The organism is Mycolicibacterium smegmatis (assembly GCF_001457595.1).
In the GTDB taxonomy this organism is placed as follows: Bacteria; Actinomycetota; Actinomycetes; order Mycobacteriales; family Mycobacteriaceae; genus Mycobacterium; species Mycobacterium smegmatis.
In genome coordinates this window covers 2,325,129-2,351,343 of the sequence record NZ_LN831039.1, presented here as the reverse complement: position 1 = coordinate 2,351,343, position 26,215 = coordinate 2,325,129, and the positions used below count along the sequence as shown (strand labels likewise).

Genomic DNA, 26,215 nt, shown 5'->3' with positions numbered 1-26,215 from the left:
AGGTGATCCGGTGTCCGAGAGCCTGGACGTGCTGGTCACGTCCGTCGCCACTCAGCTCATGGCAGTCGAGGCGGCCACCTCGGTGTCGGTCAGCCAGCAGGTGCTCGCCGAACTGGTGTCGTTCTTCGATGTCGATGTGAGCTTCCTGCGCCACAACGACCACCGCGCCCACGCCACGAGGCTCGTCGCCGAGTGGCCGCCGCGTCCGGTCGACGCCGCCACCGACCCGATCGCCGTCGTCCACTTCGCCGATGCCGACCCGGTGTTCGCCATGGCCGAACACCTCAAGGAACCCGCGGTGTTCCGGCCCGAACCGCTCTACGACGACTATCAGCGCACCATCGACGTGGCAGGCCGGCACATCCCCGCCACGTCGATGGCGTGCGTCCCGCTGCTCAGCGGCGACGTCACGACCGGTGTGCTGGGCTTCGTCAAGTTCGGCGACCGCGAGTGGCTGCCCGCAGAACTCAACGCGCTCAAGGCGATCGCGTCGTTGTTCGCGCAGGTGCAGGCCCGGATCGAGGCCGAGGAACGCCTGCGTTACCTGGCCGACCACGATCACCTGACCGGCCTGTACAACCGTCGCGCCCTGATGGCGCACCTGGAAGCGAGACTCGCTCCGGGACAACCCGGTCCGGTCGCGGTGATGTTCTTCGACCTGGACCGGCTGAAGGCGATCAACGACTACCTGGGTCACACCGCGGGTGACGCGTTCATCAGCATCCTCGCGCAGCGACTGCAACGCGGTGACGACGCTCCGAAGCTGATAGCGCGCCTCGGCGGCGACGAGTTCGTCGTCGTCCCCGACGATCCCATGTCGCTGGATGAGGCCACCGCGCTGGCCTACCGGCTGCAGTCGGTGCTGCGCGAACGCGTCACCGTCGACGGTGAGATGCTCACTCGAACCGTGAGCATCGGTATCGCACAAGGCATTCCGGGTAAGGATTCAACGTCCGACGTGCTCAACCGGGCCGACCACGCGGTATTGACGGCCAAGGGTTCCGGCGGCAACCGCGTCGCGGTCTTCTCCGACGCGATGGCCATGGAGATCGACTTCCGCAACGACATCGAACTGCACCTGCAGAGCGTGATCGAAGGCGGCGCACTGGTGCTGCACTACCTGCCGGAAATCGACATGCGCACCGGTGAGGTGCTGGCGGCAGAAGCGCTGGTCCGCTGGGAGCATCCCACCCGCGGCCTGCTGTCGCCCGACTCGTTCATCGGCGTGGCCGAATCGATCAACCTCGCAGGGGAACTGGGCCGGTGGGTGCTGCGCACGGCATGCGCCGAGTTCTCCCGGTGGCGGGCCAACGGCGTGGGCCGCAACATCGTCTTGCGGATCAACGTCTCACCGGTCCAGCTCGTGACCGACGGATTCGTCGAGTCGGTGGCGGGCATCATGAAAGAGTTCGGTCTGCCGCGCGGGTCGGTGTGTCTGGAGATCACCGAAAGCGTTGTGGTGCAGGACATCGAGACCACCCGCACCACGCTGACGGGTCTGCACAACGTCGGCGTCCAGGTGGCCATCGACGATTTCGGCACCGGTTACAGCGTGTTGTCGCTGCTGAAATCACTGCCGGTGGACACGCTGAAGATCGACCGCAGCTTCGTGGCCGAACTGGGCTCCAACCCGGGCGACCTTCCGATCGTGCGGGCCGTGATCGCGCTGGCGGGGGCCTTCGGACTACAACTGGTGGCCGAGGGCGTGGAGACCGAGCGCGCCGCGCTCACCCTGCTGCGCCACGGGTGTTACCGCGCGCAGGGGTTCCTGCTGTCCAAACCCATCCTGGGCAGTGAGATGCAGACCCTTCTTGCCAAAGGCCGTGTGCCGGTGCACTTCTCAGCTGCGCCTCGCATGTGAGTGCGGCGCCCCGTTGCCCTGCGCGAGATCGTCGGGATGACCAGCGGACGGGATCGTCAGCAACTCCACCCTGCTGAACCTGCTGGCGCTTCGCCCCACGAGCGCCACCCGCAGCGTCTGGGCGGTCTCCATACGCCGTCGGCCGGCGGCGGGCACCTCGGTGGACACTGCGATGCCGTGCCGCACCCGTACGGTGCGCGGACCGTCGGCTGTCGCGAGCGCCACACCGACGATCTCGCCCTCCTCGAACACGATCCGTTCCAGCGCGGCGTCGTCGTCGCTCGGGATGTCGCGCTCACGGAGCTGCATCCGCATCCACCCGTCGACCGCCGCTGCGGCACCGGCCCCCGCCGGGAGGTCGATGGACCCCAGCACGTTCGCCTCGATGATCTCGCCGGCCTCGGTCTCCATCGGGACGCCCCCGCGCTCGGTGAGGCGGGTATACAGCAGGCCGTACGGCGACCGCAGACACTGCCCGGCCCAGTCCCGCAACTGGGCGCCGTGAAAGGTCTCGACAGGCGTCCTCGGCGCCGCGGGCGACAGCTGCCTCATGGCACGGATCTCGATGTCGGCGTGCTCGGAGTCGCGCGAAGACGGATCCTGGTCCGCCACGAGTTCGTCGAGATACTCCCTGGTCTCGGAATCTTCGATGCCGCGGCCGAGCCATGGCGACCCGGAAGTTCCCTGCGGGGTAACGGGCCGGCAGGCGACCTCTACGTCAAGGTCGGCGTCGGCCGCTGCGATCGCCGCGGCAAACGCCCCGGAACCGGATCCACAGCAAACGACATCGAGTTCGTCGTCCCACATCGTTTATTGGTACCTCAAAACTGAGTCGAGCCGATGGACCGCCGCGCCTCGACCCTCAGCGTGTGTGCGCCGCCGCCACCACGGGCCGAGTCGACCGTCCTGAGCTGGACAACGGGCGTTGTCCGCACGTGGCGCGGTGTGCATCGGACGCAGCGAGGACACCTAGTGGGTACCGAGTATGCGAGGTCACCATGACCTGCACCGGGATTCGAGGGGGATTGCCGGTGCAGGCCATGGCAACACATTCAGGATAGCCCCGCACCACCGCGGAAAGCGATGGCGCACGGTACGTCGCGGGGCCTGCAGCGGGGGCGCGATCCAACGCTGCAGGGTCCACCAACGGCGAACCCGGAGTTATCACATAAAGCAGAATACATACCGATAGAATGATCCGCACGCCTACTGGTGACTTCAAGTATTCGCGAATCGCGGCGGATCGGAGAACCGACATCAAGACACGGTCAGCGCCGCCTCGGTATGGGAATTTCCTGATGGAACAATTGACGTACGCGCGTTTGCCAGAAGACGTACGCCCGACGATGCGATCCTGCAGATTCCGAGGTTGTGTGGTGACTGAGCAGCTCGACCGCCGAGCAGACCTCACCCGGCTCCAGATCCTGCAGGCCGCGTCGCGGCAGTTCGCGCGCACCCCGTACAGCCTGGTAAGCCTCGATGACATCCTCGCCGACGCCCAGGTGACCAAGGGGGCGCTGTACTTCCATTTCCGCTCCAAGCACGCGCTGGCCTGCGCAATCGTCGAGTACCACGCCGCGCAGGCCCGCGACACCACCGAGGACGTCGCCGCGCGCAATCTGTCCGGCCTCGAGACCCTCATCGACATCAGCTACCAACTCGCGGTCGACGACGTCAGCGACCCGATGACGCGTGCCGGGCTCAACCTGATCGAATCGATCGGACGCACCGAGAACCTCGGCGCGAAGGTTGTCACGGACTGGGTCGCGCGCTTCTCCGCGATCGGCCGCCGCGCCGTCTCCGAGGGTGATCTCACCCCAGACAGCGACCCGGACGTCGTGGCCCGGCTGCTGGTGTCGCTGTACCTGGGCGTCCGCCAGACCAGCGAACTGGAGGATCCACAACGGTTCCTGCAGGACCTGGAGCGCAGCTGGCAGCTCGTACTGCCGGGCATCGCCAACCCCGACCGGCTGGGCTACCTGCGGCAGTTCATCCGCCGCCGCACCACGTTGACGGCGCGCAAGGCCGTCCCGCTGCATCCCGAACCACCGGCGCACACGCGCGCCGGATCGGCGTGACCGCTCGTGGCACGTCAAGCCCGCGCCGGTGTCACCCGACGCAAGATCATCACCGCCGCCGTCGACCTTTTCGCTGAAATCGGCTATCCGGCAACCGGATTGGGCGAGATCATCGAGCGCGCCGACATGACCAAGGGTGCGCTGTACTACCACTTCGACTCCAAGGAGGCCCTCGCCGAGGCCATCATCGCCGAAAGTGGGGCAAGCATGCTCGCGGCCTTCCAGAACATCACCGAAACGTCGTCCCCGGCGCTGGAGAACCTCATCCACGGACTGTTCGTGGTGTGCGACTTCACCCGCACCGACCGGGTCGCCGACATCGGCCTTCACCTCTTGCAGACCTTCGCGGGTATCAACGACACGACCGCACGCGTGTATGCGAGCTGGCTCGATGCGATCTCGGCACAGCTACACCGCGCCGCTGCTGAAGGTGACCTGCGTGAAGGTCTGGATCCCGGGGCCGTGGCCGACGTGGTCCTGTCGGCGCTGCTCGGCGCCGAGGCGCTGACCCGTGCAGGCACGTCCGGCACGGATCTTCGCGAACGCCTCGTCCGCACCTGGGACCTGCTGCTGCCGGCCCTGGTCGAGCCCGCATCCCTCGACTACTTCCGCGAGTTCCTCGCACGCGAATCCATGCGGCGCTCCCCCGGCACCGATTAGCCGGTCACATCGCCGCCCGCACGGTCGGCGTTCGCATGGATGGCGTCGCGACAGAACGCGGCAAGTCCGGGAAGCCCGAAGGATTCGTCGTACCGTGCGACGTACGCCGGGTCGCTGACGTACATGTCGCCCAGCTTGCGGTGAAAATCGGGCGGGCAGTCGTAGAACCAGCGGTTCACGTGCAGCCGGTGCTGTTCGGCGGCGTCCATGGCCACTTCGGAGTCGGGTGCGAGCCCACCTCGGAAGGCGTCCGCCAGGGCCTTCTCCACCGCTTCCCCCTCGTCCTTGAGCTGGATCCACTGCCCCTTGCTGTAGGACTTCGTCCGCCGCTGGGATTCCTTCCACTCGGCCGTGTCACCGAACTTGCGCTCGGCCTCGGCCTGGTAGTCGTCGAAGCCCTCGCCGAACAGTTCACGCATGTCGTCGTCGGTCATGGGGGTGTTGGTCATCGCCTTCTCCAATGCCTGATCGATGGCCGCGACGAGGTCCTTCATCTCGCCGAGGCGTGCCATGACGCGTTCTCGCTGACGGAGCAGGTGGCTGACCGCATCACCCTCGTCGAGCAGGCTCGCGATCTCGTCGAGCGAGAACTCGAGCCGGCGGTACACGATGATCTGCGACAGCCGTGTCAGGTCGGCCGGCGTGTAGACCCGGTAACCCGAGGTCACACGCCGGCTGGGGCTCAGCAACCCGATCTCGTCGTAGTGGTGAAGGGTGCGCACCGTGATGCGAAATCGCTTGGCGACCTCACCGACCGTGAGTTCCTCCACCGGCAACTCCTGCGTCATGTGACAAGGCTGGCGCCTCACGCCGCGTGAGGGTCAAGTGGTCTTTCTGAGAATTCAGAGTTCCTCGGTCCACAGCTTCTCGGTGAGGTCCTGGAAGCACGCGAGCGCGACCGGATCGTCGCCGCGCAGAAGCGCCGACTTGCTCATCAGCGCCCGCACGATCGAGCCGTCGTCGTGCTTGAGTTCGACGACCAGGTCGGCATGGGCGCGCATCACGGACACCGCCGAATCGTCGGCGGGCAGCGAGTGGAAGATCTCGGCGAACGGCAGGGCCTTCACGTCGTCGGTGCTGCGTCCCACCATCTCGGCAAACGCGCTGTTGGCGAACAGGATCGAACCGTCCTCGGCGATCGCGAGCACCGGCACCGGAAACCGCTCGAGCACCACGAGCGCGGGCATCTGCTGCAGCAGCTCCATGGGCGATCGGGGTTGCTCGTCGCTCTGTCGCCGCTCCACGTGTCGATAGTGCCCGACATCGCCACGGGTTACCAACCACCGGCTCGGCTGCCGTGAACATCTCGGGGTGGTCCACGTCACTTGACTAACTAGGTTTACTCTGTGGAGGCTACATCGGCAGACAGGGGCAGGCATGGACCTGAAATGGTCGAAAACCGACCAGGAGTTCCGCGACGAGGTGCGCGGCTTCCTCGCGGAGAAACTGACACCCGACCTCCGCGAGGCGGGACGGCTCCAGACGAGCGTGTACTCCGAGCACGAAGCGAGCATGGAATGGCAGCGCATCCTGCACGAACGCGGATGGGCGGCCCCGGCGTGGCCGGTCGAGCACGGCGGCTGCGACTGGAGCCTGACGCAGCACTACATCTTCAGCCGCGAGTCCACGCTCGCCGGCGCACCGGCGCTGTCCCCGATGGGCATCCGCATGGTGGCGCACGCCATCATCAAGTTCGGCACCGAGGAGCAGAAGTCCTACTTCCTCCCCCGCATCCTGACCGGCGAGGTGTTCTTCTGCCAGGGCTACTCCGAACCCGAGGCCGGTTCGGACCTCGCGGCGCTGTCGATGAGCGCGGTCTCCGACGGAGACGACCTGGTCTGCACCGGCAGCAAGATCTGGACCACGCATGCGCAGGAAGCGAACTGGATGTTCGCGCTCGTGCGCACCACCCGCGGTGCCAAGAAGCAGCAGGGCATCACGTTCGTGTTGATCGACATGACCTCGCCCGGTATCCAGATCCGCCCCCTGGTGATGACCTCGGGTGAAGAGGTGCAGAACCAGGTGTTCTTCGACGAGGTGCGGGTGCCGAAGAAGAACGTCATCGGCGCCATCGACGACGGCTGGACCGTCGCCAAGTACCTGCTGGAGTTCGAACGCGGCGGCGGCGCATCCTCACCCGCGCTGCAGGTGCTCGGCGAGGAGATCGCGACCGTGGCCGCGCGGCAGCCGGGCCCGTCCGGGGGGCGGCTGATCGACGATCCGGCGTTCAGCCGCAAGCTCGCCGACGCCCGCATCCGCACCGACGTCCTGGAGATCCTGGAGTACCAGGTGCTCGCGGCGGTCGCCGAGGGCCGCAATCCCGGCACCGCGTCGTCGATGCTCAAGGTGCTCAGCACCGAGCTGAGCCAGATTCTCACCGAGCTGTCGATGGAGGCCGCCGGTCCACGCGGCCGCGCCTACCAGCCGCACGCGACGCGTCCGGGTGGTCCGGTCGCCGAGTTCGAGCCGCCCGCCGACGGTTATGTCAGCGGTGAACCGTGGCAGGCCGTCGCACCGCTGCGCTACTTCAACGACCGCGCCGGGTCGATCTACGCCGGCAGCAACGAGATTCAGCGGAACATCCTCGCCAAAGCGGCCCTCGGACTCTGACGGGAACACTGATGGACTTCAACCTGACCAAGGAACAGGAACTGCTGCGCGACGGGCTCACCAAGTTCCTGTCGAGCCGTTACGACCTGCAGACCAGCCGGGCCGCGGCCAAACTCGGCGAGGGCTGGCAACCCGACATCTGGCGTGGATTCGCCGAAGAGCTGGGCATTCTGGGGGCGACGCTGCCCGAGGAGTCCGGCGGAATCGGTGGCGGTGCGGTCGAGGCGATGGTGATCGCCGAGGCGCTGGGCCACGCGCTGGTCATCGAACCCTTCGTCGACACCGTCGTCGTCGCGGGCGGCCTGCTGCAGCGCGCGGGCGGTGATGCCGCGCAGAACGTGCTGGAGGACCTCGTCGGTGGAGCGGCCGTCGTTGCGGTGGCCGCGACCGAACCGACGTCCGGGGACAACTGGTACAGCGTCGAGACCACGGCGCGCCGCGACGGTGACGAGTGGGTGCTCGACGGCTCGAAGATCGTCGTGGTCAACGCGCTGTTCGCGACGCATCTGCTGGTGACCGCGCGGACCTCCGGCGACACGACCGACAAGGACGGGATATCCCTGTTCCTCGTCGAGACCGCCTCGGCGGGAAGCGGATTCACCGCGCACCACTACCGCACGGTCGACGACCGCAGGGCCTCGGATCTGGAGTTCGACGGGCTGCGACTGCCCGCGTCGGCGTTGCTGGGGCCCGAGGGGCAGGCCGGGCCGTCGCTGGAACTCGCGCGCGACGAAGGCGCCGCCGCGGTGTGCGCCGAAGCCGTCGGCGGCATGCGCAAGGTGCTCGCCGACACCGTCGAGTACTGCAAGCAGCGCCAGCAGTTCGGCCAGCCGATCGGCAGCTTCCAGGCCCTGCAGCACCGCATGGTCGACATGCACATGGAGGTCGAACAGGCGTCGGCCGCGATGTACCTCGCGGTGCTCAACCTCGACTCCGATGCGGTCACGCGCGCCAAGGCCGTCTCGGCTGCCAAGGCCACGGTGGGCCGGGCCGCGCGCTTCGTCGGCCAGAACGCGGTGCAGCTGCACGGCGGCATGGGTATGACCGAGGAACTCGCGATCGGCCACTACTTCAAGCGGCTCACCGCGCTGCAGTACGAGTACGGTTCGACCGCCGCGCACGTCAGCCGGTACGCCGAGCTCACCAGGCCGTAGCCGGCCGGGTTCGCCGGTAAACCTGATTGACGACCCTCGTACGGTGGACAGGTGAGCGTGCGGGGGTGGGTGCTGTTCGGTGCGATGAGCGTCATCTGGGGCATCCCCTACCTGCTGATCAAGGTCGCGGTCGAGGGCGTCTCGGTGCCCGTGCTGGTGCTCGCCCGCACGGCGGTCGGTGCCCTGGTGTTGTTGCCGCTGGCGATGTCCCGCGCGGCGTGGGCCCCGGTGCTACGCCACTGGAAACCCGTGCTGGTGTTCGCGTTCTTCGAGATCATCGCGGCGTGGGCGCTTCTGACGGACGCCGAACGGCACCTGACGAGTTCCATGACCGGACTCCTGATCGCGGCCGCCCCGATCATCGCCGCGGTGCTCGACCGGATCACGGGCGGTGAGCGACTGGGTGTCAAGCGCGTCGCCGGGCTGTTCGTGGGCCTGTCGGGTGTCGCGGTGCTCGCCGGCCCGGGCCTGGCGGGCGGTCACGTGTGGCCCGTTCTCGAAGTGCTGCTGGTCGCAACGTGTTACGCGATCGCTCCGCTGGTGGCGGCGCGCTTCCTCGGTGAGGTTCCCAGCCTGCCGATGACCGCGGCGTGCCTGACCGTCGCGGCGCTGATCTACACCACCCCGGCCGCGCTCACCTGGCCCGACGCGATGCCGTCGACGCGCGTTCTGGCGGCGCTGGCCGCACTCGCCGTGGTGTGCACGGCGCTGGCCTTCATCGTGTTCTTCGCGCTCATCCGCGAGGTGGGCGCGGCCCGCGCGCTGGTGTTCACCTACGTCAACCCCGCGGTCGCCCTGGCGGCGGGCGTGATCGTGCTGGGTGAGCCGCTCACGGCGTACAACATCGCCGGTCTGGTGCTGATCCTGTCCGGTTCCGTGCTGGCGACGCGCAAGGCCACGCACGGCAACCGCGAGCGTGAAACCTCTGCGAAAAATCAGCCGGATTCTCGCAGCCAGTTCACACTCGCGGAGCCTATAGAGGCTATAGAGCCTATCGAGCCGAAAGGGCCGACTGGGCCCGGAGCCACCCGCCGAACTCCGTGATGTCGCGGCCGTGTGCAGGCGCGGCATGGTCGCAGCCGAAACCCGTCACCCAACGGCCGTCGCTCAACTCGACCTTGCCGAGCAGCATCGGGGCGGGCAGTTCGGCGAGGAACTCACCGAGTGCCGCGGGTGAGAGCACCCACCGCTCCCCCTCGATCGCGGATCCGTCGCTGTCGACGCGCACCAGGCCCGGTTTGGGGGGCTCGGTGTCGAGGGCGAACAGCCGGTAGTGCGGCGCGGTGACCACCGGCCCGCCCCAGCGCGCACCGCGTCCGGTGAGCTCGTGCTCCAGCGGTTGCCCACGCAGATGCGCTCCGAACACGGCGATCTCGGTGACCTCCGTGGCGGCCTCAGCCCACGACGCCGCGGCGGGCACAGCGAGGAAACGCGCCGCGAGATCGGCGACGACGGCATCACCGAACGCCGGCGCCAGCAGCGTGATGCCGAACTGCGCGCCGTCGGAGGTGGTGCCCGCCGGGATCGCGATGGCACACATGTCGAACAGGTTGCAGAAATTGGTGAACCGCCCCATGCGCGCGTTCACCCCGATCGGGTCGGCGGCGACGTCGGCAATACGCGGATGCTCGGGCGCGGTGGGCACCAACAGCGCATCGCATCCCGCGAGGGCTGCGAACGCCTCGTCGCGGAGGTGCTCGACGCGGCGACGGTCGCGCAGCAGGTCGGCGGCCGAGTGCCTGCCCGCGGCGCTGATGATCGCCGACACGGTCGGGTCCAGCCCGGCGCCCGGCCCGGCGCTTTCGATGAATTCGCCGACGGCGTCCCATCGTTCGGCCACGAGTGCCCCGTTGTACAGCAGGTCCGCCGCGGCGAAGAACGGCGTCATGTCGATGGGCACGGTTTCGAACCCGGCGGCCTGCGCGCGCTGCACCGCCTCGGTGAACGCAGCCTGCCACGCCACGTCGAGTTCGGGCACCTGCGCGGGCACCGCGACCCTGGGCGCAGGCGGCGCGGCCAACATGAGATCGGCGGGCCACGCGCGGTGCGGTTCGGCGGTGGCCATGACACCCATCGCGGCCTGTGCGGTCGGCAGGTCGGCGGCGAAGATCGTCACGCAGTCATAGCTCGCGCACGCGGGCACCACACCGGTGTTCGGGACCACGCCGAGGGTCGGCTTGATACCGACGATGCCCTGCAGTCCGGCGGGCACACGCCCGGAGCCTGCGGTGTCGGTGCCGATCGCGATGTCGGCGAAGCCGAGTGCGACCGCAACGGCCGACCCGGAACTCGAACCGCCCGAGATGTATTCGGGACGTTGGGCGTTGCGTACCGGGCCGTAGGGGCTGCGGGTTCCGACGAGGCCGGTGGCGAACTGGTCGAGGTTGGTCTTGCCGATGACGACAGCGCCCGCGGCCTTCAGGACGGCCACGACGGGGGCGTCGGTGTCGGGCACGAAGCTGTATCCCGGACAGGCCGCGGTGGTGGGCAGTCCGGCGACGTCGACGTTGTCCTTGACCGCGAGCACCAGACCGGCCAGCGGGCCACTCGTGGCGGACGCGTGGTCGGCCTCCACCTGGTCCTGCGGCCGCAGGTGGATGAACACCTCGGACCGGCCGCTCTGCTCGATCCTGCGGTAGATCTCGTCGATCTTGCCCGTCACGCGGATTCCTTTCGTGCGAATTCTCCTGCGTCCGACCAGCGTTGACGTTCCTCGGCGCGCGCGGCTTCCATTGTCGCGCGCGTCGCGGCGATGTCGTCGGCGTTCTCGGCGAGGAACGCGTCGTGCTCGGCGAGCGCGAACACCCCGTCGGTGATGTCGACGTGGCCGCGGCCCGCCGCCATGTCGGCACGCAGGTCCAGCAGTTCTTCCGCCGAGACGGGATACCAGCTGATGCGGTCGAAAAAGCGTAGCAGCCACGGATGTTCGGGCTCGAAGCCGTGCGCGGGCAGCGGGTGGCGGTGATTCCAGATCTGGGTGGTGCGGCCGACGAACTGGTAGCCGCCCGGGCCCTCCATGCCGTAGATGCACAGGTAGGCGCCGCCGATGCCGACCGCGTTCTCCGGGGTCCAGGTGCGGGCCGGGTTGTACTTGGTGGTGACCAGCCGGTGCCGCGGGTCCAGGGGCGTCGCGACCGGCGCACCGAGGTAGACATCACCCAGCCCGAGCACCAGATACTCGGCGTCGTAGACGATCCGGTGGACGTCGTCGACCGACGCCAGCCCGTTCATGCGCCGGATGAACTCGATGTTCCACGGGCACCACGGCGCGTCGGCGCGCACACCGTGCATGTAACGTTCGATGGCCTCGCGCGTGGCGGGGTCGTCCCAGCTCAGGGGCAGGCGGACCGTGCGGCTGGGCACGACGAGCTCCTGTGCCGCCGGCAGGGACGCCTCGATCTCGGTGAGCAACGGCACGAGTGCCGAGACCGGCAGGCGCACCGGGTCCACCTTCACCTGCAGTGAGCGCACCCCGGGCGTCAGGTCGATCAGACCGTCGGGCCGGTGGTTCTCCAGCGCGTGGTGCAGGGCGTGTACCCGTGCGCGCAGCGCGAGATCGAGTCGCATCTCGCCGTATTCGACCAGCACGTTGTCGTCGCCGGTGCGCCGGTACGTCACATCGACGGTGCCGTCCGACGAGGTGGTGTGGCCGAGGATCCCGTTGTCGGTGTCACCGCCGGTGGAGAACACCGCGGGCAGGTAGGCGCGTCGCGCGCGTGTCACGGTGTCGGCAGGCGCCGCGGCGGCCTCGCGGACCGCGACGAATCGCACGGTGGCGCCCGGGGCGAGTTGGCCCAGCTTCCAGCGGTCGGCGGAGGTGACGGTCACCGGGCAGACGAAGCCGCCCAGGCTGGGCCCGTCGGGGCCGAGCAGAATCGGTGTGTCTCCGGTGAAGTCGAGCGAGCCGACCGAGTAGGCGTTGTCGTGGATGTTCGACGGGTGCAGCCCGGCCTCGCCTCCGTCGGGCCGCGCCCATTCGGGCTTGGGCCCGATCAGGCGCACGCCGGTGCGGTCGGAGTTGAAGTGCACCTCGTAGTCGTGCCCCAGCACGGTGTCGATGTCGGCCGGTGTGAAGAACTCCGGCGCCGAGTGCGGGCCCACGGTGACGGCGATGTTCCAGTGCGAGGTGATCGCCGGTTGCTCGTCGGACAGGATGCGCCTGCGTGTTCCGGTCAGGTTGTCGGTGATCTCGAGTTTGTCGCCCGCGCCGAGCACCCGTCCCTGGTGTCCCCCGAAGCCGCCGAGGGTGAAGGTGGCTGCGCTGCCGAGGTATTCGTCGGCGTGCAGGCCGCCTGCGACGGCGAGGTAGATCCGCAGTCCGGGTCCGGCGACCATGCCGACGTCGAGCAGTTGGCCTGCCTGCACCAGAACCGGTTGCCACTGGGGCACTCTGGTGCCGTCGATGCTCACCGGCGCGGGCGCGCCGGTGACGCACACCCAGGTGTCGGTGTCGAACCGCAGTGCCGGGCCACCCATCGTGGCCTCCAGGGCGGGTGCACCCTCGGGGTTGCCGACGGCGATGTTGGCGAGCCGGAACGACACGTCGTCCATGGGCCCGGACGGCGGGACGCCGACCTGCCAGTACCCGATCCGGCCCGGCCAGTCCTGGATCGTGGTGGCCATGCCGGGCCTGAGGACCTCCGCTGTCCTCATCCCCGGGTCACCACCATGCGCACCGCGGTGGGGTCGAAACCGTTGCACGGGTTGTTGATCTGCGGGCAGTTGGAGATCAGCACCAGCGTGTCGATCTCGGCGCGCAGCGACAGTTTCTTGCCAGGCGCCGACAGGCCGTCGACGATGCCCAGCGAACCGTCGGGATCCACCGGGACGTTCATGAAGAAGTTGATGTTGCTGACGATGTCGGCCTTCGTCAGGCCCCACCGCGCGCCTTCGCCGATGAAGTTCTCGACGCACGCGTGCTGGTGTTTGGTGTGGTGTCCGTAGCGCAGGGTGTTGGACTCCTGCGAGCACGCGCCGCCGAGGGTGTCGTGGTTGCCCACCTCGTCGTCGATGATCGTCAGCATCGGCGCACCGTCGCTGTCGCGCAGCACCGTGCCCGTGGTCAGGAAGATGTTGCCCTGTGCGGCGATCGTGGCCGGGGCGCTGTAGCGGATGCCGTGGTCGTCGGCACCGTAGAACAACGTGTCGACGGCCTGATTTCCGTGCAGGTCGACGATGGTGAGCACGTCCCCCGCCCGCACGATCTTCGACCACGGCGCGCGGGGCGCGACGGTCTCGTCGGCGATGATCTGAGCTTCGAACGTGGTGGTCATCGGGCACTCCAGACGTCTTCGGAATTGAGGTACGCGCGTTGGTATTCGGGATCGCGGTCGTGCAGCGACGCCCCGATCCCGGCGAGGTCCTCCTGGGCACGCCATGCGAGGACCTCCAGGGACCCGACCTCGAACTCGGGGGCCGGATCCAGCGGGTGGGCCGTGTTGGCGATGGCCACGATCAGCGGCAGGTGAAGGATGAGTTCGACTGCGGTGTCGGCGCCCGCGGAACCGGTGGACACCAGCGCGCCGTCGCCGTCGACCCAGATGCCGTGGAAGAACGACACGCTGGGTGCGACGTCACGGCGGGTGAGGCCGTTCTTGAGCGCGGCGAGGGCCAGCAGTTCGCGCCCTGCGGGACTTGCCGATTCGGCACTGCCCGCGCCGTACTTCGCGGTGTTGCCCGCCAGGGTCGTGGTGCCGCACAGCGCGTCGTGGTGACCCGAGGTGTCCGACTCGATGGTGGCCAGCACCCGGCCCTGATCGCTGAGCAGTGGGTGCCCTGTCGAAAGGTAGGCCTGCCAGGGTACTTTCACGGTGTCGGCGACGTTGAGTCGTTCCCACGGGGCGTCGGCGCGCCAGAGCAGCAGGTGCGCGCACGCCGTACCGGTCAGGTCCCGCAGGCGTAGTCGTGTGCCGCGTGCGAGCACCTTGGTGGTGTACCGGCCGCCCGGGACGGTCTCGGCCCAGGTCAGATTCTCGGCGGCCACGCCGGCGGGCGGGTTGGGCCAGCGTGACGCCGGGACGACGGGCATCGAGTCGGTGATGGTTCCGGCCTGGGCGCGGGCGTGGGCGCGCGCGCCTGCCGTGGTAGCCGTGGCGGCTGTGGTCACAGACATGATCAGGCTCCGATCGTGACGGGTTTCGGATGTGTCTTGCCGCGCGGGAAGCACAGCGCACCGAGCAGCACCGTGGCGGCGATGCTCAGCGGGCCCGCCCACTGCAGGACGGGGTATTCCCCGGTGGGGTTGAAGATCTCGGCTCGCGGCCAGCCAAGGTTGACGATCATCACGGCGCCGTACAGCACCGCGAGCACGTTGACCACGATGCCGAACCTGCCGAGCGAGAACAGCGGCAGTCCTTCGGCGTCGACCTGGTTGCGTTGTGCGGGCCAGCCTTTGAACCTGCGGTACAGCAGAGGCGCGGTGACCATCAGGTACGCCAGGTAGATCAGGATGATGCACACGCTGGCCAGGGTCGCGAAGATCGCGGAGTTGCCCACGTTGACCAGCAGCACCGCGATGCACAGCACGCCGATCAGCACCGACGGCCAGATCGGGGTTCCGGTGCGGCCGTTGACCTTTGCCAGGATCGCCGAGGCGGGCAGCCGGCCGTCGCGGGCCATCGAGAACATCAGCCGTGAGGCCGCGGTCTGAATTGCCAACGTGCAGATGGTGATCGCGATGCACACGTCGATGAGCAGGACGGTGCCCCACGGCGAGGACAGCACGGTGTCGAGCACATACGGCAGGCCCTCGGTGGCCAACCGGCCGTCGGTGAGGCTCGGTGCGGCCATGAGCGCCCCGAGGATCATCAGGCCACCGCCGAGCGCGGACACCGAAAGCGCCAGGCGGATGGTGCGTGGCGCCACCCGGCGCGGGTTGCGGGTCTCCTCGGCGAGTTCGCCCGCCGAACCGAAGCCCACCATGACGTAGGCGGCCATCAGGCCCGACACGATCCAGGCCCAGATGTAGCCGGGTTGCCCGCCGGCGTGGCCGGTGTCGAACACGACCTGCGGACCGCGCTGGGCGTGCGTGAAGAACACGCCGATGACCGCGATGACGCCGACGATCTCGCACACCACACCTGCGCTGTTGACGCGTGACATCCATTTGACGCCAAGGCAGTTGATGGTGGTCGTGACCACCAGCAGGACGGTGCCGAGCAGCACCGCGTTGGTGGCGCCGCTGGCCGAGGTGAGGGCCGGGTCGTCGCCGATGATCTGGAATCCCGGCCAGATCGTCGGGAGCACCACCTGCAGGGCGATCGCGGCGGCCGATGCGGTGACGATCTGGGCGAGGATCACGAACCAGCCCCCGAACCAGCCGATCACCTCACCGCCCATGCGTCGCGACCACTGGTAGATGGCGCCCGAGATCGGGTAACGCGCGGCGAGTTCGGCGAAACACAGGGCGACGAGGAACTGCCCCACGAACACCGCGGGCCAGGTCCAGAAGAAGGCGGGCCCGCCGAAGCCGAAGCCCAGACCGAACAACTGGAAGATCGTCGTCAGGATCGACACGAAGGAGAACCCCGCGGCGAACGACTCGAACCGGCCGAGCCGGCGATGCAGTTGTTGGTCGTAACCGAACTCCGCGAGGTCGCGGTGGTCGCCGGACGGGTCGGCCACGTCGGGTCCCGGTGCTGTTGCGCTGCTGGTCATGGGTTTTCTCTCTGGCTAGGGGCGCTGCCGCCAGCTCTTACCTGTCAGATGACAGATAACAATGGGCGCGTGTCCTCGGCGTCACCCGAATGTTTCGTTCATGTAGCCGTCGGTAAGCATTCGGTTGCAGAACCCTCACCGCCCGTGGGCCTGTCACAATCGCCGGTATGCCCGCCCCCGACCTCGTGCAGCGCCACATCGACGCGGCGACCTCGGTGGCCGGTCTGCGCGCCGCCACGGCCGAACTGCCCGCGGCTGCGCGCGAACTCGTCGGCGCGCGTGCCGCGACGGTGGCACAGGCGTGGTCGGCGCTGCTGCGCGCGGCACTGCGCACCGCCGCGCGGGTCACCGGCCCCGCGCCAGGCACGTGGTACGCCTCGGGCAGCGTGGGCCGCGGTGAGGCACTGCCCGGATCCGATCTCGACACCCTGTTCGTGCGCGACGAGGGCACACCGGTCGACGCGGCCTTGCACCACGCGCTCGAGGTGCACGACCTGTTGAGCGCGTGCGGGATCCCGGGCGACGAGAAAGGGGTCACCGCGGCCCGTGCGCGGTTCAACCGCTCGGCGTCGCAGTGGGAGGACGGCATCGCCCGCTGGGCCGGTGACGCCGCCGCCGACCGCGGTGTGGTGATGATCGGACTGCTCGCCGATGCGTTCCCGCTCACCGACGGGCCGGATTTGGCGGCCCGGGCTCGCACGGCCGTCGGCGACCATCCCGACGCGCTCGCGGCGATGCTGCAGGACGCGACGTACCTACGGGCCCATGTGCCGTCGCGGTTGCGGGTGCTCGCCACTCGCGACACCGCCGTCGACCTCAAGGCCGCGACGATCGACCCCGTGGTGCGCATCGCGCGGTGGGCCGCGCTGTGCTGCGGATCCTCTGAACGCGGTACGCCCGACCGGATCCACGACGCGGCCGGTGGCCGCTTTCTCGACGACGAGGACGCGGCCGTTCTGACGCGGTGTCACGCCATCGGGTCGAGCATCCGGTGGCGCACGCGCGCCGACCAGATCACGTCTTCCGGCGGCGAGATCACCGATCACGTCGCGATGTCGGCATTCTCGCCCCAGGACCGCACCGCACTGCGCAGCATCGGGCGCGACGTCAGCGGTCTGCAGCGCAAACTCGACTACCTGGCGTCGACCTCGACGTTCTCACCGTGGTAGCCGAACTCCGCGTCGACGCACGCCACGCCCTGGCCCAGACCATCGCGGCCGAACGCCTCGAGGGCTGGCAGCCGGCCGACGAGCAGATATCGGCGCTCACCGAACTGCTGGGCGGCACGGTGACATTCGGCGAATACCTCGCGGCCCATCTCCCCCGCCGCACGCCGAACCCACGCCGGCGACCGGTGTTCGCGCGGCGCAGACCGTACTTCATCCCCGGTACGTCCGTGCTGCGCAACAACTTCGGGATCACCCACGCCCCGACACTGGCGCATGTCGAGTTCGTGGCCACCGCAGGCCGGATGCTGCAGGCCCACATGCGTCCCGACACGCACGACCTCGACGTGTGCCACCTGCACCAGCACGTGTTCGGCGACGTGTATGCGTGGGCCGGCCAGCCGCGCATCGTCGAACTCCGCCGTGGCGAGCAGACTTTCGGGCCGTGCGCGCAGATACGCCACAGGCTCGCGGAGGTGCACGCAGAGATCTGTGCGCTCGCGCGTGACGGACGCGGTCTCGACGACGGTGCGTTGTCGTTCCGGCTCGCACGGATCTACGCCGAGTACAACGCAATCCACCCCTTCCGCGAGGGCAACGGGCGGACCGGGACGCTGCTGCTGCATCTGCTCGCCTACCGCGCGGGCCGTCGGCTGCGCCTGGACACGGTCACGCGCGACGAATGGATCGGCGCGTCACGCGATTCGATGCCTTCCCGGCGCCGCATCGCGACGAATGGCCATGCCGATCCCCGGCCGTTCGTCGCGATACTGAGACGGTCGCTGGCTCAGGGATCCGGAGCGGTGAGATAGCGCTGCACGGTCGGGCCGAGCCACGACACCAGATCGTCGAGGCCCGCCGAGGCGAGCGGCTCGATCTTGAGTTGGTACCGCGCGAACGCCAGACCGACCATGTGCACGGTCACCAACTCGACGCGCAGTTCGGCGTCGTCGACGCCGAACTCGGCGGCCACGCGCTGCGCGACCGGACCGGCAAGCGAATCGTGCAGCAGCTTGCGGGCCAGCGGATGGATGTCGGCGGACTTGAACACCGTCAGCAGCAGGTCGAATGAGCCGCCCTCGTCCCAGCGCCGGATGACCTCGCGCACCAGCCGCGCGCCGATCTCCTCGGGTCCGTCGTCGAGCAGCGCCGCGAGCTGGTGCAGCGGATGCTCGGGGGTGTCGAGGACCGCGGCGTTGAACAGGCCTTCCTTGTTGCCGAAGAAGTAGTAGACCATCGCCACGTCGACGCCGGCTTCCGCGGCGATCCCGCGCACCGTCGCCTTCTCGTAACCACTGCGCATGAAGTGGTCGCGCGCCGCGTCGAGGATGCGCTGCTTGTTCTGCTGACCGGTGCGCCACCGGCCGCTGCGCCGGTTCTCGGCCATGATGGAAGTTTAGTTCAACACCCGTTGACCTATTCGCGGGACGCGGCGTACCGTTTTGTTCAACGGCAGTTGAAGAAAGGAGCCGGCAATGACCGAACAACGACGACTGTGGTGGCGGCACCTGCTCTCGGTGCTGCTGGCACCCGCGATGATGACGGTGTTCATCCCCTCGGCGATCGCCGCGGTGACCGACACCAGAGCACCCGATCTGAGCACGGCAGGCGGATGGCTCGCGGCCGCCGCGGGTGCCGTCCTGATCGCGATCGGGCTGAGTTTCCTGGTGTGGACGGTGGTGCTGTTCGACCGCGTCGGCGAGGGAACGCTGGCCATCGGGTCACCCGTTCACCTGGTGCTGCGCGGCCCCTACCGTCACGTCCGCAACCCGATGATGACGGCCGTGTTCTGCATCCAGCTCGGCACCGCGGTCGCGACGATGTCACCGTGGCTGTTCGGTTGGTTCGCGCTGTTCTGCACCGCCACCGCGATCGCCATCCCGGTCGTGGAGGAACCACACCTGCGCAGGCGCTTCGGCGCCGAGTACGAGGCCTACCGGAGGCATGTGCCGCGGTGGATTCCGCGGGTCACGCCGTGGGAACCGTCACCGGCGCACTGATCCACCGCGACGGTCGGGTACGAAGCCGTCTCACCGCGCCCGGGCGGCCGCGAATGACGCCACGTACTCGACCGCCGCACCGACCGTCACGTCGACGGGTTCCCGGTCGCCCATCGCGAAGGCCACCATCGTGCCGCCCTGATGCGCGGCGAGCAGCGCCACCGCCAGATGCCGCGGCTCGACCCCTTCACCGAGTTCACCGTTGCGGCACATCACGTCGACGCCGTCCCGGAACAACTGCAACCACCGGTCGTAACCCGCGGCGAGATCGTCGAGGACATCTCGCTGCTCGAGCAGCTCGCCGGTGAGCGACCCGTAGATGCAACCGCCGCGCAGGTACACCGTTTCCGCTTGGCGGCCACAGGCTTTCGCCCACTCCCGCAGCGCGTCGATGCTGTCCAGACCGGCCAGTTCGGGTTGCGCGGTCGCCTCGGCCGCGCGCGCCGCGACGACCTGCCGGATCAGATCCGACTTGTCGGCGAAGTAGTGCGTCAGTTGCGAACCGCTGACCCCCACTTCCCGGCGGACGTCGTCGAGGCTGGTGCTCAGGACGCCGTTGCGGAACATCAGGTCCGCCGCACCGTCGATGATCCGGGTGCGCGTCGCGAGCCCTTTGCGCGTGAATCGTTGCGCGGCACCGTCGTTGGCGACCGACCGTGCGCGCCGGTCGCGCACCGGGCGAGGTGGGCGCGGGACCCGCTCGGCCGGATCGGTCGCGAACAGGCGAAGGTAGTTCACCATGAACCTGAACGTGTCGCTCAGCGGCCATTCCTGCCGGTAGGTGAACGTGAGCATGCCCGCGCCCTGATGACCTGCGACGAAGACCATCGCGAGTTCGCGAGGGCGGGCGGTCGCCACCAGCAGCCCGCGATCGCGCATGCGCTCGAAGGAGGCTTCGAGCAGCGCCATCCACTCCCGGTAGCCGGCGGCCAGCGTCTCGCGCGTCGCGGCGTCGGACTTGGCCAACTGCCCGGCCAGCGCGTGATAGGTCGGCGTGCCCGTGTAACCGATCTTGCGTAGCTGCCGGACGGTCAGGTTGAGCCAGCGCTCGAAGTCGTCGAACGAGTCAAGGCCGCCGAGGGCGGGTTGGCGGTGGAAGTCCAGGACGAGGCCCATCTGACGTTCGAGCACCGCCCGCACCAGGGCCCGTTTGTCGGTGAAGTAGTGGCTGAGTTGCGATCCACTGACCGAGGCCACCTGCCGGACGCGGTCAAGGCTGAGCGCGGACAGCCCTTCTTCGAGGATCACCTGTGCCGCAGCCTGGAGGATGCGTTCGCGCGTGGCGCGCCCTTTGGCGGTGAACCGCTCGCCGTCGGAGAGGCCTGTCGTGACCATTTGCCGGGCAAGTTTACCGTCCGCCCCACACCCACGGTGCCCACTCGGCACGTCGGGGACCACCAGATCGTGTCTTGCGGTCCCGGTTTCGCGCGCGCCACGGTCAGCTTCCTGTTCACCACACCCGGTGTGGGCGAGCCCGCAGGCGGAGGATTTCCGGCGCTGTCATCGACCGGCCAGTTCCTGTTGAAAGACGTTCCCTTGCTTGGCCTTTCTCTGTGGACCCTGGTGGACGCCGTCAAGGCATCACGCAACCGGGCCCGCTAGGCGCAACCAGCGCCTGCGGGCAGCGGCGAACAGAGTTGGCATCACGATGCGTCGATCTCTCCCCGCAGGTCAGGGACCCGTTGGACACTGGAACACCGGTCGCCGGGATTACCCGGACACCGGCGTGCGTTGCCCGGTGAGACCGCGACTGAAAGTGAGCACCGACCGTGGCTACTCCTTCGGATCCTGCGCATCTGCCCCGCCTTGCCGTGGCCCTGGACGGCACGGGATGGCATCCGGCGTCGTGGCGTGAACCCGATGCCCGGCCCGCCGAGGTGCTGCGCGCGGGCTACTGGACAGATCTGATCGGTGCGGCCGAACACGGCCTGATCGACTTCGTGACCATCGAGGACGGCCTCACGCTGCAGTCCGATCACCCGTTCCGGCCCGACGACCGCACCGACCGGCTCCGCGGGCGACTCGACGCGGTCCTGATCGCCTCCCGTGTCGCACCGACCACCCGCCACATCGGGCTGATCCCGACCGCGGTCACCACGTTCACCGAGCCCTTCCACATCTCCAAGGCCGTGGCCACGCTCGACTACGTCAGCACCGGGCGGGCCGGGGTGCGTGTCCAGGTGTCGTCACGGCGTGACGCCGCGGCGCACTTCGGGCGCAGGCAGTTCCCCGACGACCGGGCCGCGCTGGTCGCCGAACTGTTCGGCGAGGCCACCGACTACGTCGAGGTGCTCCGCCGGCTGTGGGACTCGTGGGAGGACGACGCCGAGATCCGTGACGTCTCCACCGGACGGTTCATCGACCGGGACAAGCTGCACTACATCGACTTCGTCGGCCCACACTTCTCGGTAAAGGGCCCGTCCATCACGCCGCGGCCGCCGCAGGGACAGCCTGTCGTGGCCGCGCTCGGCCACGTCGACGCCGCGTACCGACTGATCGCCACGAGCGCCGACGTCGGTTTCATCACGCCGCACAGCACGCAGGAGGTCACGTCGCTGGTCGAGACCATCGCAGGGCACCGGCCCGCCGACACCGAACCCGTCCGCGTGTTCGCCGACGTCGTGGTTTTCCTCGATGACACCGCGGCCGGTGCGCAGGCCCGGCGGGACCGGCTCGACGAGGTGGCCGGGTCCGAATACGTCAGCGACGCCGAGATCTTCGCGGGGACACCGGCGCAGCTGGCCGACCTGGTGCAACAGTGGCACGCCGCGGGTGCCAGCGGGTTGCGGTTGCGTCCGGCGACACTCCCCCACGATCTGCGCCAGATCACCGACGGCCTGGTGCCGGAACTACAGCGGCGCGGTGCTTTCCGCGACGGGTACGACACCACGACCCTACGCGGTCTGCTGGGCCTGCCCAGGCCCGCCAACCGCTACGCGACTGCCTGAATCCGACGAGAGACATCCCGATGAGCAAGCCGACCAAGCAGATTCACCTCGCCGCCCACTTCCCCGGCGTCAACAACACCACGGTGTGGAGTGATCCCGCGTCGGGCAGCCATATCGACTTCGCGTCGTTCGTGCACTTCGCCCAGACCGCCGAGCGCGGCAAGTTCGATTTCATGTTCCTCGCCGAAGGCCTGCGCCTACGCGAACAGGGCGGTGCCATATACGATCTCGACGTCGTCGGCCGCCCCGACACGTTCACGGTGCTCGCCGCGCTGGCGGCCGTCACCGACCGTCTCGGATTGACCGGCACCATCAACTCCACGTTCAACGAGCCCTACGAGGTGGCACGCCAGTTCGCGTCGCTCGACCACCTCTCGGACGGCCGGGCCGCCTGGAACGTCGTCACATCGTGGGATGCGTTCACCGGGGAGAACTTCCGCCGCGGCGGGTTCCTGCCGGAGCACCAGCGGTATGAGCGCGCCGAGAGCTTCCTGGCCGCCGCGCACACCCTGTTCGACTCATGGCGCGGCGACGAGATCATCGCCGACAAGACCACCGGGGTGTTCCTGTCCGATCCCACCGCGGGCGAGTTCTCCTACCACAACGACCATTTCGACATCAGTGGCCGCTTCAACGTGCCGCGCAGCCCACAGGGCCGCCCGGTGATCTTCCAGGCCGGCGACTCCGATCACGGCCGCGAGTTCGCCGCGGCCGCCGCCGACGCCATCTTCTCCCGGCACGGCACGCTGGAGGCCGGCCAACAGTTCTTCGCCGACGTGAAGGGCCGCCTCGCCAAGTACGGGCGGCGCCACTCCGACCTGCTGATCCTGCCCGCCGCGACATTCGTGCTCGGGGACACCGATGCCGAGGCCGCCGACATCGCCCACGAGGTGCGGCTGGCCCAGGTCTCTCCGGCCACGGCGATCAAGTTCCTCGAACAGCTCTGGAACCGGGACCTTTCCGACCACGACCCGGACGGGCCACTACCCTCGGTCGATCCGGTGGTCGGCGAGAACACCATCGCCAAGGGCCGCGCGAGCGTGCGCATGTACCGCGATCCGATCGCCACGGCCAACGAGTGGCGCGCCAAGGCCGAGGCCGAGAACCTCACCACACGTGAGCTGATCATCGAGGTCACCGGGCGGCAGAACTTCATCGGCTCGCCCACCACGGTCGCCGAGCAGATCGATCATCTGGTGCAGTCCGACGCCAGTGACGGCTTCATCCTGGTGCCGCACGTGACGCCGGGCGGGCTCGACCCGTTCGTCGACAAGGTGGTGCCGCTACTGCAGGAACGTGGCGTGTTCCGCACCGAGTACGAGGGCACGACGCTGCGCGACCATCTCGGCCTGGCGCACCCCGATCGCGGCGCCGAACCCGCCGCGGCCACCGGTTAGTCCGCGTCAGGGTTTTCGCCAGGCTCTTGGCCGGGATCCTCGCGCGGCTTCCACTCCCAACTCGCGCCCGCGGTCAGGGTGCCCGGTTCGAGTTCGGTGCGTCCTGCATCACGCACGTGGACCGTCTGTTCCAGGATTTCGTGTGGTTTGCCGCCGATCACGATGACCGGATGCCCGTACTCGATGCCGTAGAGCTTGAGCGCTGCGTGGACGGCGTGCGCCGCGGCCTTGCCGCGCGACATCTTGGCGTTCGAGTTGATCCTGATGACCAGTCGCTTCTCACCGTCACTCGCGGCGTCGTCACTCGTCGGGTCCGCATCCATGCCACGAGACTAGCCAGGCGTGTGCGAGCCGAGCTATGCCGACGTGCGCTGCTCGACCGTCGCGGCGGCCTCGCCCTCTGCCAGCCCGGCGAGCGCCTGCGGCAACGCATCCCGGTACAGCACGCCGAGGCGCTGGGTGGCGCGCGTGAGCGCGACGTAGAGTTCGGCCGCGCCGCGCGGCCCGTCGGCGAGGATCTGTTCGGGTTCGACCACCAGGACCGCGTCGAATTCCAGGCCCTTGGTTTCCGACGGCGGCACGGTTCCCGGCACATCCGGTGGCCCGATGACCACGCTGGTGCCCTCCCGCCCGGCTTCCTCGCTGACGAATTCGGCGATGGCCGAGGTGATGTCGTCGTCGGTGACCTGCCGCGCCCACGGCGCCACACCGCACGCGCGCACCGAGTCCGGCGGCGTGGCGTCCGGCGCGAACTCGGCGAGCACGGCAGCCGCGACGGCCATGATCTCGGCGGGCGTGCGGTAGTTCACCGAAAGCGACTTGTAGACCCAGCGGCCCGGCACGTACGAATCGAGCATGGCACCCCACGACCGGGCACCGGCGGGTGACCGTCGCTGCGCCAGGTCTCCCACGATGGTGAACGAGCGCCGTGGGCAGCGCCGCATCAGCAGTCGCCAGTCCATCTCGGAGAGTTCCTGCGCCTCGTCGACCACGACGTGGCCGTAGGTCCACTCGCGGTCGGCGGCCGCGCGCTCACTGAGCTCGCGGTTGTCCTGCTCCTTGAAGCGGTCGGCCAGTTCCTCGGCGTCGATGAGGTCCTGTGCCAGCAGGTGATCCTCGTCGTCCATGAGGTCCTCGCGGTCGACCATGAGGTCCAGCACGCCCGCGGCGTAGGCCTCTTCTTCGCGGCGCTCACGCTCGGCGGCCTCGTCGGCGGCCTTGTTGCGCCCCAACAGGTCGACCAGTTCGTCGAGCAGTGGGACGTCGGACACCGTCCACGCCTCGCCGTCGGCGCGCCACAGGCACTCGGGCGCCCCGGCCGCGCGCAGCCGTTCGTGCGACGTATAGAGCTGCGCGAGAACGTCTTCCGGCGTGAGGATCGGCCACAGCGCGTCGAGTGCGGCATTGAACTGCTCGTGGTCCTCAAGCTCTCCGACGACGTCGGCGCGCATCTTCTCCCACGCGTGCTTGTCGTCGCGCGTCAGCCAGCCCCGCCCGATACGGGCCACCGCCCGCTCGGTCACCACATAGGTGACGACGTCGACGAACTCGGCACGGGCCTCGTTGTGCGGCAGGCCGGTCTTGCGGGCCTCGTCGCGGGCCCATTTCGCGGTCTCCGCGTCGATGCGCATCGTGACGTCGGACAGATCGATCGGGATCGGCTCGGACGGCAGTTCCTGCCGGTCGGCCACAGCGGCCTTGAGCACGTCGAGGATCTTCAGCGAGCCCTTGACCTCGGCCGCCTCGGGCGTGTCCTCAGCGGTGACGTGCAGGCCGGGTACGAAGTCGCCGGGCGTCATGAACACCGCGTCCGATTCACCCAGCGACGGCAGCACCCGGCCGATGTGGTTGAGGAACGCGGGGGTGGGCCCCACCACGAGCACACCGTGGCGCTCCATCTGCTTGCGGTAGGTGTAGAGCAGATACGCCACGCGGTGCAGCGCCACCACGGTCTTGCCGGTGCCCGGGCCGCCCTCGATCACCAGCACGCCGGTGTGGTCGAGGCGGATGACCTCGTCCTGCTCGGCCTGGATGGTCGCGACGATGTCGCGCATGCCCTCGCCGCGCGGAGCGTTGACGGCCGCGAGCAGCGCGGCGTCGTTGGTGGCGTCGTGCTCGGAGCCCGTCGGCCGTCCGAGGATCTCGTCGGTGAAGTCGACCACCTTGCGGCCCAGGGTGTGAAATTGGCGGCGGCGCCGCATGTTCTCCGGGTTCGCTGCCGTCGCGACGTAGAACGGGCGCGCCATCGGGGCGCGCCAGTCGAGCAGCAGCGGCTCGAAGTCGTTGTCACGGTCGAAGATGCCGAGACGTCCGATGTAGAGCCGCTCGTCGTCGAGCGTGTCCAACCGGCCGAAGCACAATCCGTTGTCGGCGACGTTGAGCCGGGCGATGTCCTTGGCCAGCGCCCGGACCTCGGCGTCGCGTTCCACGGCAGTGCCACCGTGCTCGCGCAGCGCGGCGGCGTACCTGCGCTGTGACTGCGTCCGCTCGGCGTCCAGCCGCGCGTAGAGCCCGGCGACGTACTCGCGCTCGGACTGCAGTTCGTCCTCGTAGTCCCGACCTGACACGTACCCTCACATCTTCGAGTTCTGGCTTGGGCCAGCGATTTTGCACCACCACCCCGGTCTTGCCGCAAGACCCCGTCCCGGCGGTATGGTGAAAGAGCAAGAGTACGCCGCACTCGGC

Annotated in this window: 24 protein-coding genes; 12 read left to right on the top strand and 12 right to left on the bottom strand. The window is 68.7% G+C overall.

The genetic code is table 11. The features are described 5' to 3' along the window. Nucleotides 1–10 precede the first annotated feature (10 nt). Nucleotides 11–1,861: a bifunctional diguanylate cyclase/phosphodiesterase gene (locus AT701_RS11165; protein WP_058125832.1), complete on the top strand. Its 1,851-nt coding sequence runs from the start codon at nucleotides 11–13 to the stop codon at nucleotides 1,859–1,861. Here the strand turns inward: AT701_RS11165 and AT701_RS11160 are convergent. Beyond that, complete coding sequence (locus AT701_RS11160; protein ID WP_011728217.1) at nucleotides 1,841–2,668, bottom strand: hypothetical protein; 828 nt, start codon at nucleotides 2,666–2,668, stop codon at nucleotides 1,841–1,843. The two genes, AT701_RS11165 and AT701_RS11160, sit on opposite strands and share 21 nt — an antisense overlap. 569 nt (nucleotides 2,669–3,237) lie before the next feature. Here AT701_RS11160 and AT701_RS11155 point away from each other — a divergent pair. Both AT701_RS11155 and AT701_RS11150 read left to right on the top strand, forming a co-directional pair. After that, the gene (locus AT701_RS11155; RefSeq protein WP_011728216.1) at nucleotides 3,238–3,939 is read left to right on the top strand and encodes a TetR family transcriptional regulator; all 702 of its coding nucleotides are present in this window, start codon (nucleotides 3,238–3,240) and stop codon (nucleotides 3,937–3,939) included. Between the two features lie 6 nt (nucleotides 3,940–3,945). Next, nucleotides 3,946–4,599 carry a ScbR family autoregulator-binding transcription factor gene (locus AT701_RS11150; protein WP_003893568.1) on the top strand — a complete coding sequence of 218 codons (654 nt, stop codon included), beginning with the start codon at nucleotides 3,946–3,948 and terminating at the stop codon, nucleotides 4,597–4,599. Here AT701_RS11150 and AT701_RS11145 read toward each other — a convergent pair. Together AT701_RS11145 and AT701_RS11140 are read right to left on the bottom strand one after the other, a co-directional pair. Beyond that, nucleotides 4,596–5,369, bottom strand: coding sequence for a MerR family transcriptional regulator (locus AT701_RS11145; RefSeq protein WP_011728215.1), 774 nt, complete (start codon nucleotides 5,367–5,369; stop codon nucleotides 4,596–4,598). The two genes, AT701_RS11150 and AT701_RS11145, sit on opposite strands and share 4 nt — an antisense overlap. Nucleotides 5,370–5,441: 72 nt before the next feature. Then, a complete protein-coding gene (locus tag AT701_RS11140; protein WP_003893566.1) occupies nucleotides 5,442–5,804 on the bottom strand; it encodes a PAS domain S-box protein in 363 nt (120 codons plus the stop codon). Between the two features lie 172 nt (nucleotides 5,805–5,976). Between AT701_RS11140 and AT701_RS11135 the strand changes: the two genes are divergently transcribed. From AT701_RS11135 to AT701_RS11125, 3 genes are read left to right on the top strand one after another with little or no spacing between them, the layout of a single operon-like run. Beyond that, nucleotides 5,977–7,209 carry an acyl-CoA dehydrogenase family protein gene (locus AT701_RS11135; RefSeq protein ID WP_011728213.1) on the top strand — a complete coding sequence of 411 codons (1,233 nt, stop codon included), beginning with the start codon at nucleotides 5,977–5,979 and terminating at the stop codon, nucleotides 7,207–7,209. A gap of 11 nt (nucleotides 7,210–7,220) precedes the next feature. Next, a complete protein-coding gene (locus tag AT701_RS11130; protein ID WP_011728212.1) occupies nucleotides 7,221–8,363 on the top strand; it encodes an acyl-CoA dehydrogenase family protein in 1,143 nt (380 codons plus the stop codon). A 51-nt stretch (nucleotides 8,364–8,414) separates the two neighbouring features. Further along, nucleotides 8,415–9,407, top strand: coding sequence for a DMT family transporter (locus tag AT701_RS11125; RefSeq protein WP_014877324.1), 993 nt, complete (start codon nucleotides 8,415–8,417; stop codon nucleotides 9,405–9,407). Here AT701_RS11125 and atzF read toward each other — a convergent pair. From atzF to AT701_RS11100, 5 genes are read right to left on the bottom strand one after another with little or no spacing between them, the layout of a single operon-like run. After that, on the bottom strand, nucleotides 9,355–11,025 hold the full coding sequence (gene atzF, locus AT701_RS11120; RefSeq protein ID WP_058125831.1) for an allophanate hydrolase: 1,671 nt from the start codon (nucleotides 11,023–11,025) through the stop codon (nucleotides 9,355–9,357). The genes AT701_RS11125 and atzF overlap by 53 nt on opposite strands. Then, nucleotides 11,022–13,016 (bottom strand): 5-oxoprolinase/urea amidolyase family protein, encoded by a 1,995-nt coding sequence (locus tag AT701_RS11115; RefSeq protein WP_058125830.1) that lies wholly within the window; start codon nucleotides 13,014–13,016, stop codon nucleotides 11,022–11,024. Before AT701_RS11115 ends, atzF begins: the two co-directional genes overlap by 4 nt. Continuing rightward, nucleotides 13,013–13,636, bottom strand: coding sequence for an urea amidolyase associated protein UAAP2 (locus AT701_RS11110; RefSeq protein ID WP_003893561.1), 624 nt, complete (start codon nucleotides 13,634–13,636; stop codon nucleotides 13,013–13,015). The genes AT701_RS11115 and AT701_RS11110 overlap by 4 nt, the downstream gene beginning before the upstream one ends. Continuing rightward, entirely contained in the window at nucleotides 13,633–14,475 is an 843-nt protein-coding gene (locus AT701_RS11105; RefSeq protein ID WP_029104257.1) for an urea amidolyase associated protein UAAP1, read from the bottom strand. The genes AT701_RS11110 and AT701_RS11105 overlap by 4 nt, the downstream gene beginning before the upstream one ends. 2 nt (nucleotides 14,476–14,477) lie before the next feature. Continuing rightward, nucleotides 14,478–16,019 (bottom strand): amino acid permease, encoded by a 1,542-nt coding sequence (locus tag AT701_RS11100; protein WP_058125829.1) that lies wholly within the window; start codon nucleotides 16,017–16,019, stop codon nucleotides 14,478–14,480. Nucleotides 16,020–16,186: 167 nt separating this feature from the next. Here AT701_RS11100 and AT701_RS11095 point away from each other — a divergent pair, with 167 nt between their 5' ends. Then, on the top strand, nucleotides 16,187–17,188 hold the full coding sequence (locus AT701_RS11095) for a putative nucleotidyltransferase substrate binding domain-containing protein (protein WP_058125828.1): 1,002 nt from the start codon (nucleotides 16,187–16,189) through the stop codon (nucleotides 17,186–17,188). Beyond that, the gene (locus tag AT701_RS11090; RefSeq protein ID WP_058125827.1) at nucleotides 17,182–17,997 is read left to right on the top strand and encodes a Fic/DOC family protein; all 816 of its coding nucleotides are present in this window, start codon (nucleotides 17,182–17,184) and stop codon (nucleotides 17,995–17,997) included. The genes AT701_RS11095 and AT701_RS11090 overlap by 7 nt, the downstream gene beginning before the upstream one ends. Here the strand turns inward: AT701_RS11090 and AT701_RS11085 are convergent. Then, nucleotides 17,973–18,572 carry a TetR/AcrR family transcriptional regulator gene (locus AT701_RS11085; RefSeq protein WP_011728205.1) on the bottom strand — a complete coding sequence of 200 codons (600 nt, stop codon included), beginning with the start codon at nucleotides 18,570–18,572 and terminating at the stop codon, nucleotides 17,973–17,975. The two genes, AT701_RS11090 and AT701_RS11085, sit on opposite strands and share 25 nt — an antisense overlap. 88 nt (nucleotides 18,573–18,660) lie before the next feature. Between AT701_RS11085 and AT701_RS11080 the strand changes: the two genes are divergently transcribed. Continuing rightward, entirely contained in the window at nucleotides 18,661–19,185 is a 525-nt protein-coding gene (locus tag AT701_RS11080; protein WP_003893555.1) for a methyltransferase family protein, read from the top strand. A 30-nt stretch (nucleotides 19,186–19,215) separates the two neighbouring features. Here the strand turns inward: AT701_RS11080 and AT701_RS11075 are convergent, their stop codons facing one another. Continuing rightward, nucleotides 19,216–20,520: a TetR/AcrR family transcriptional regulator gene (locus AT701_RS11075; protein ID WP_003893554.1), complete on the bottom strand. Its 1,305-nt coding sequence runs from the start codon at nucleotides 20,518–20,520 to the stop codon at nucleotides 19,216–19,218. A 69-nt stretch (nucleotides 20,521–20,589) separates the two neighbouring features. Here AT701_RS11075 and AT701_RS35710 point away from each other — a divergent pair, with 69 nt between their 5' ends. The 3 genes from AT701_RS35710 (at nucleotide 20,590) to AT701_RS11060 (ending at nucleotide 23,530) form a co-directional block, all read left to right on the top strand. Further along, nucleotides 20,590–20,787, top strand: coding sequence for a DUF417 family protein (locus tag AT701_RS35710; RefSeq protein ID WP_011728202.1), 198 nt, complete (start codon nucleotides 20,590–20,592; stop codon nucleotides 20,785–20,787). 167 nt (nucleotides 20,788–20,954) lie between these two features. Beyond that, nucleotides 20,955–22,133, top strand: a complete 1,179-nt coding sequence (locus AT701_RS11065) for an LLM class flavin-dependent oxidoreductase (protein ID WP_081319446.1) — start codon at nucleotides 20,955–20,957, stop codon at nucleotides 22,131–22,133. 20 nt (nucleotides 22,134–22,153) lie between these two features. Continuing rightward, nucleotides 22,154–23,530, top strand: a complete 1,377-nt coding sequence (locus AT701_RS11060; protein WP_003893551.1) for an NtaA/DmoA family FMN-dependent monooxygenase — start codon at nucleotides 22,154–22,156, stop codon at nucleotides 23,528–23,530. Here the strand turns inward: AT701_RS11060 and AT701_RS11055 are convergent. Next, nucleotides 23,527–23,853: a hypothetical protein gene (locus tag AT701_RS11055; protein ID WP_003893550.1), complete on the bottom strand. Its 327-nt coding sequence runs from the start codon at nucleotides 23,851–23,853 to the stop codon at nucleotides 23,527–23,529. The genes AT701_RS11060 and AT701_RS11055 overlap by 4 nt on opposite strands. Nucleotides 23,854–23,886: 33 nt before the next feature. Continuing rightward, complete coding sequence (helR, locus tag AT701_RS11050) at nucleotides 23,887–26,097, bottom strand: RNA polymerase recycling motor ATPase HelR (RefSeq protein ID WP_003893549.1); 2,211 nt, start codon at nucleotides 26,095–26,097, stop codon at nucleotides 23,887–23,889. Nucleotides 26,098–26,215 lie beyond the last annotated feature (118 nt).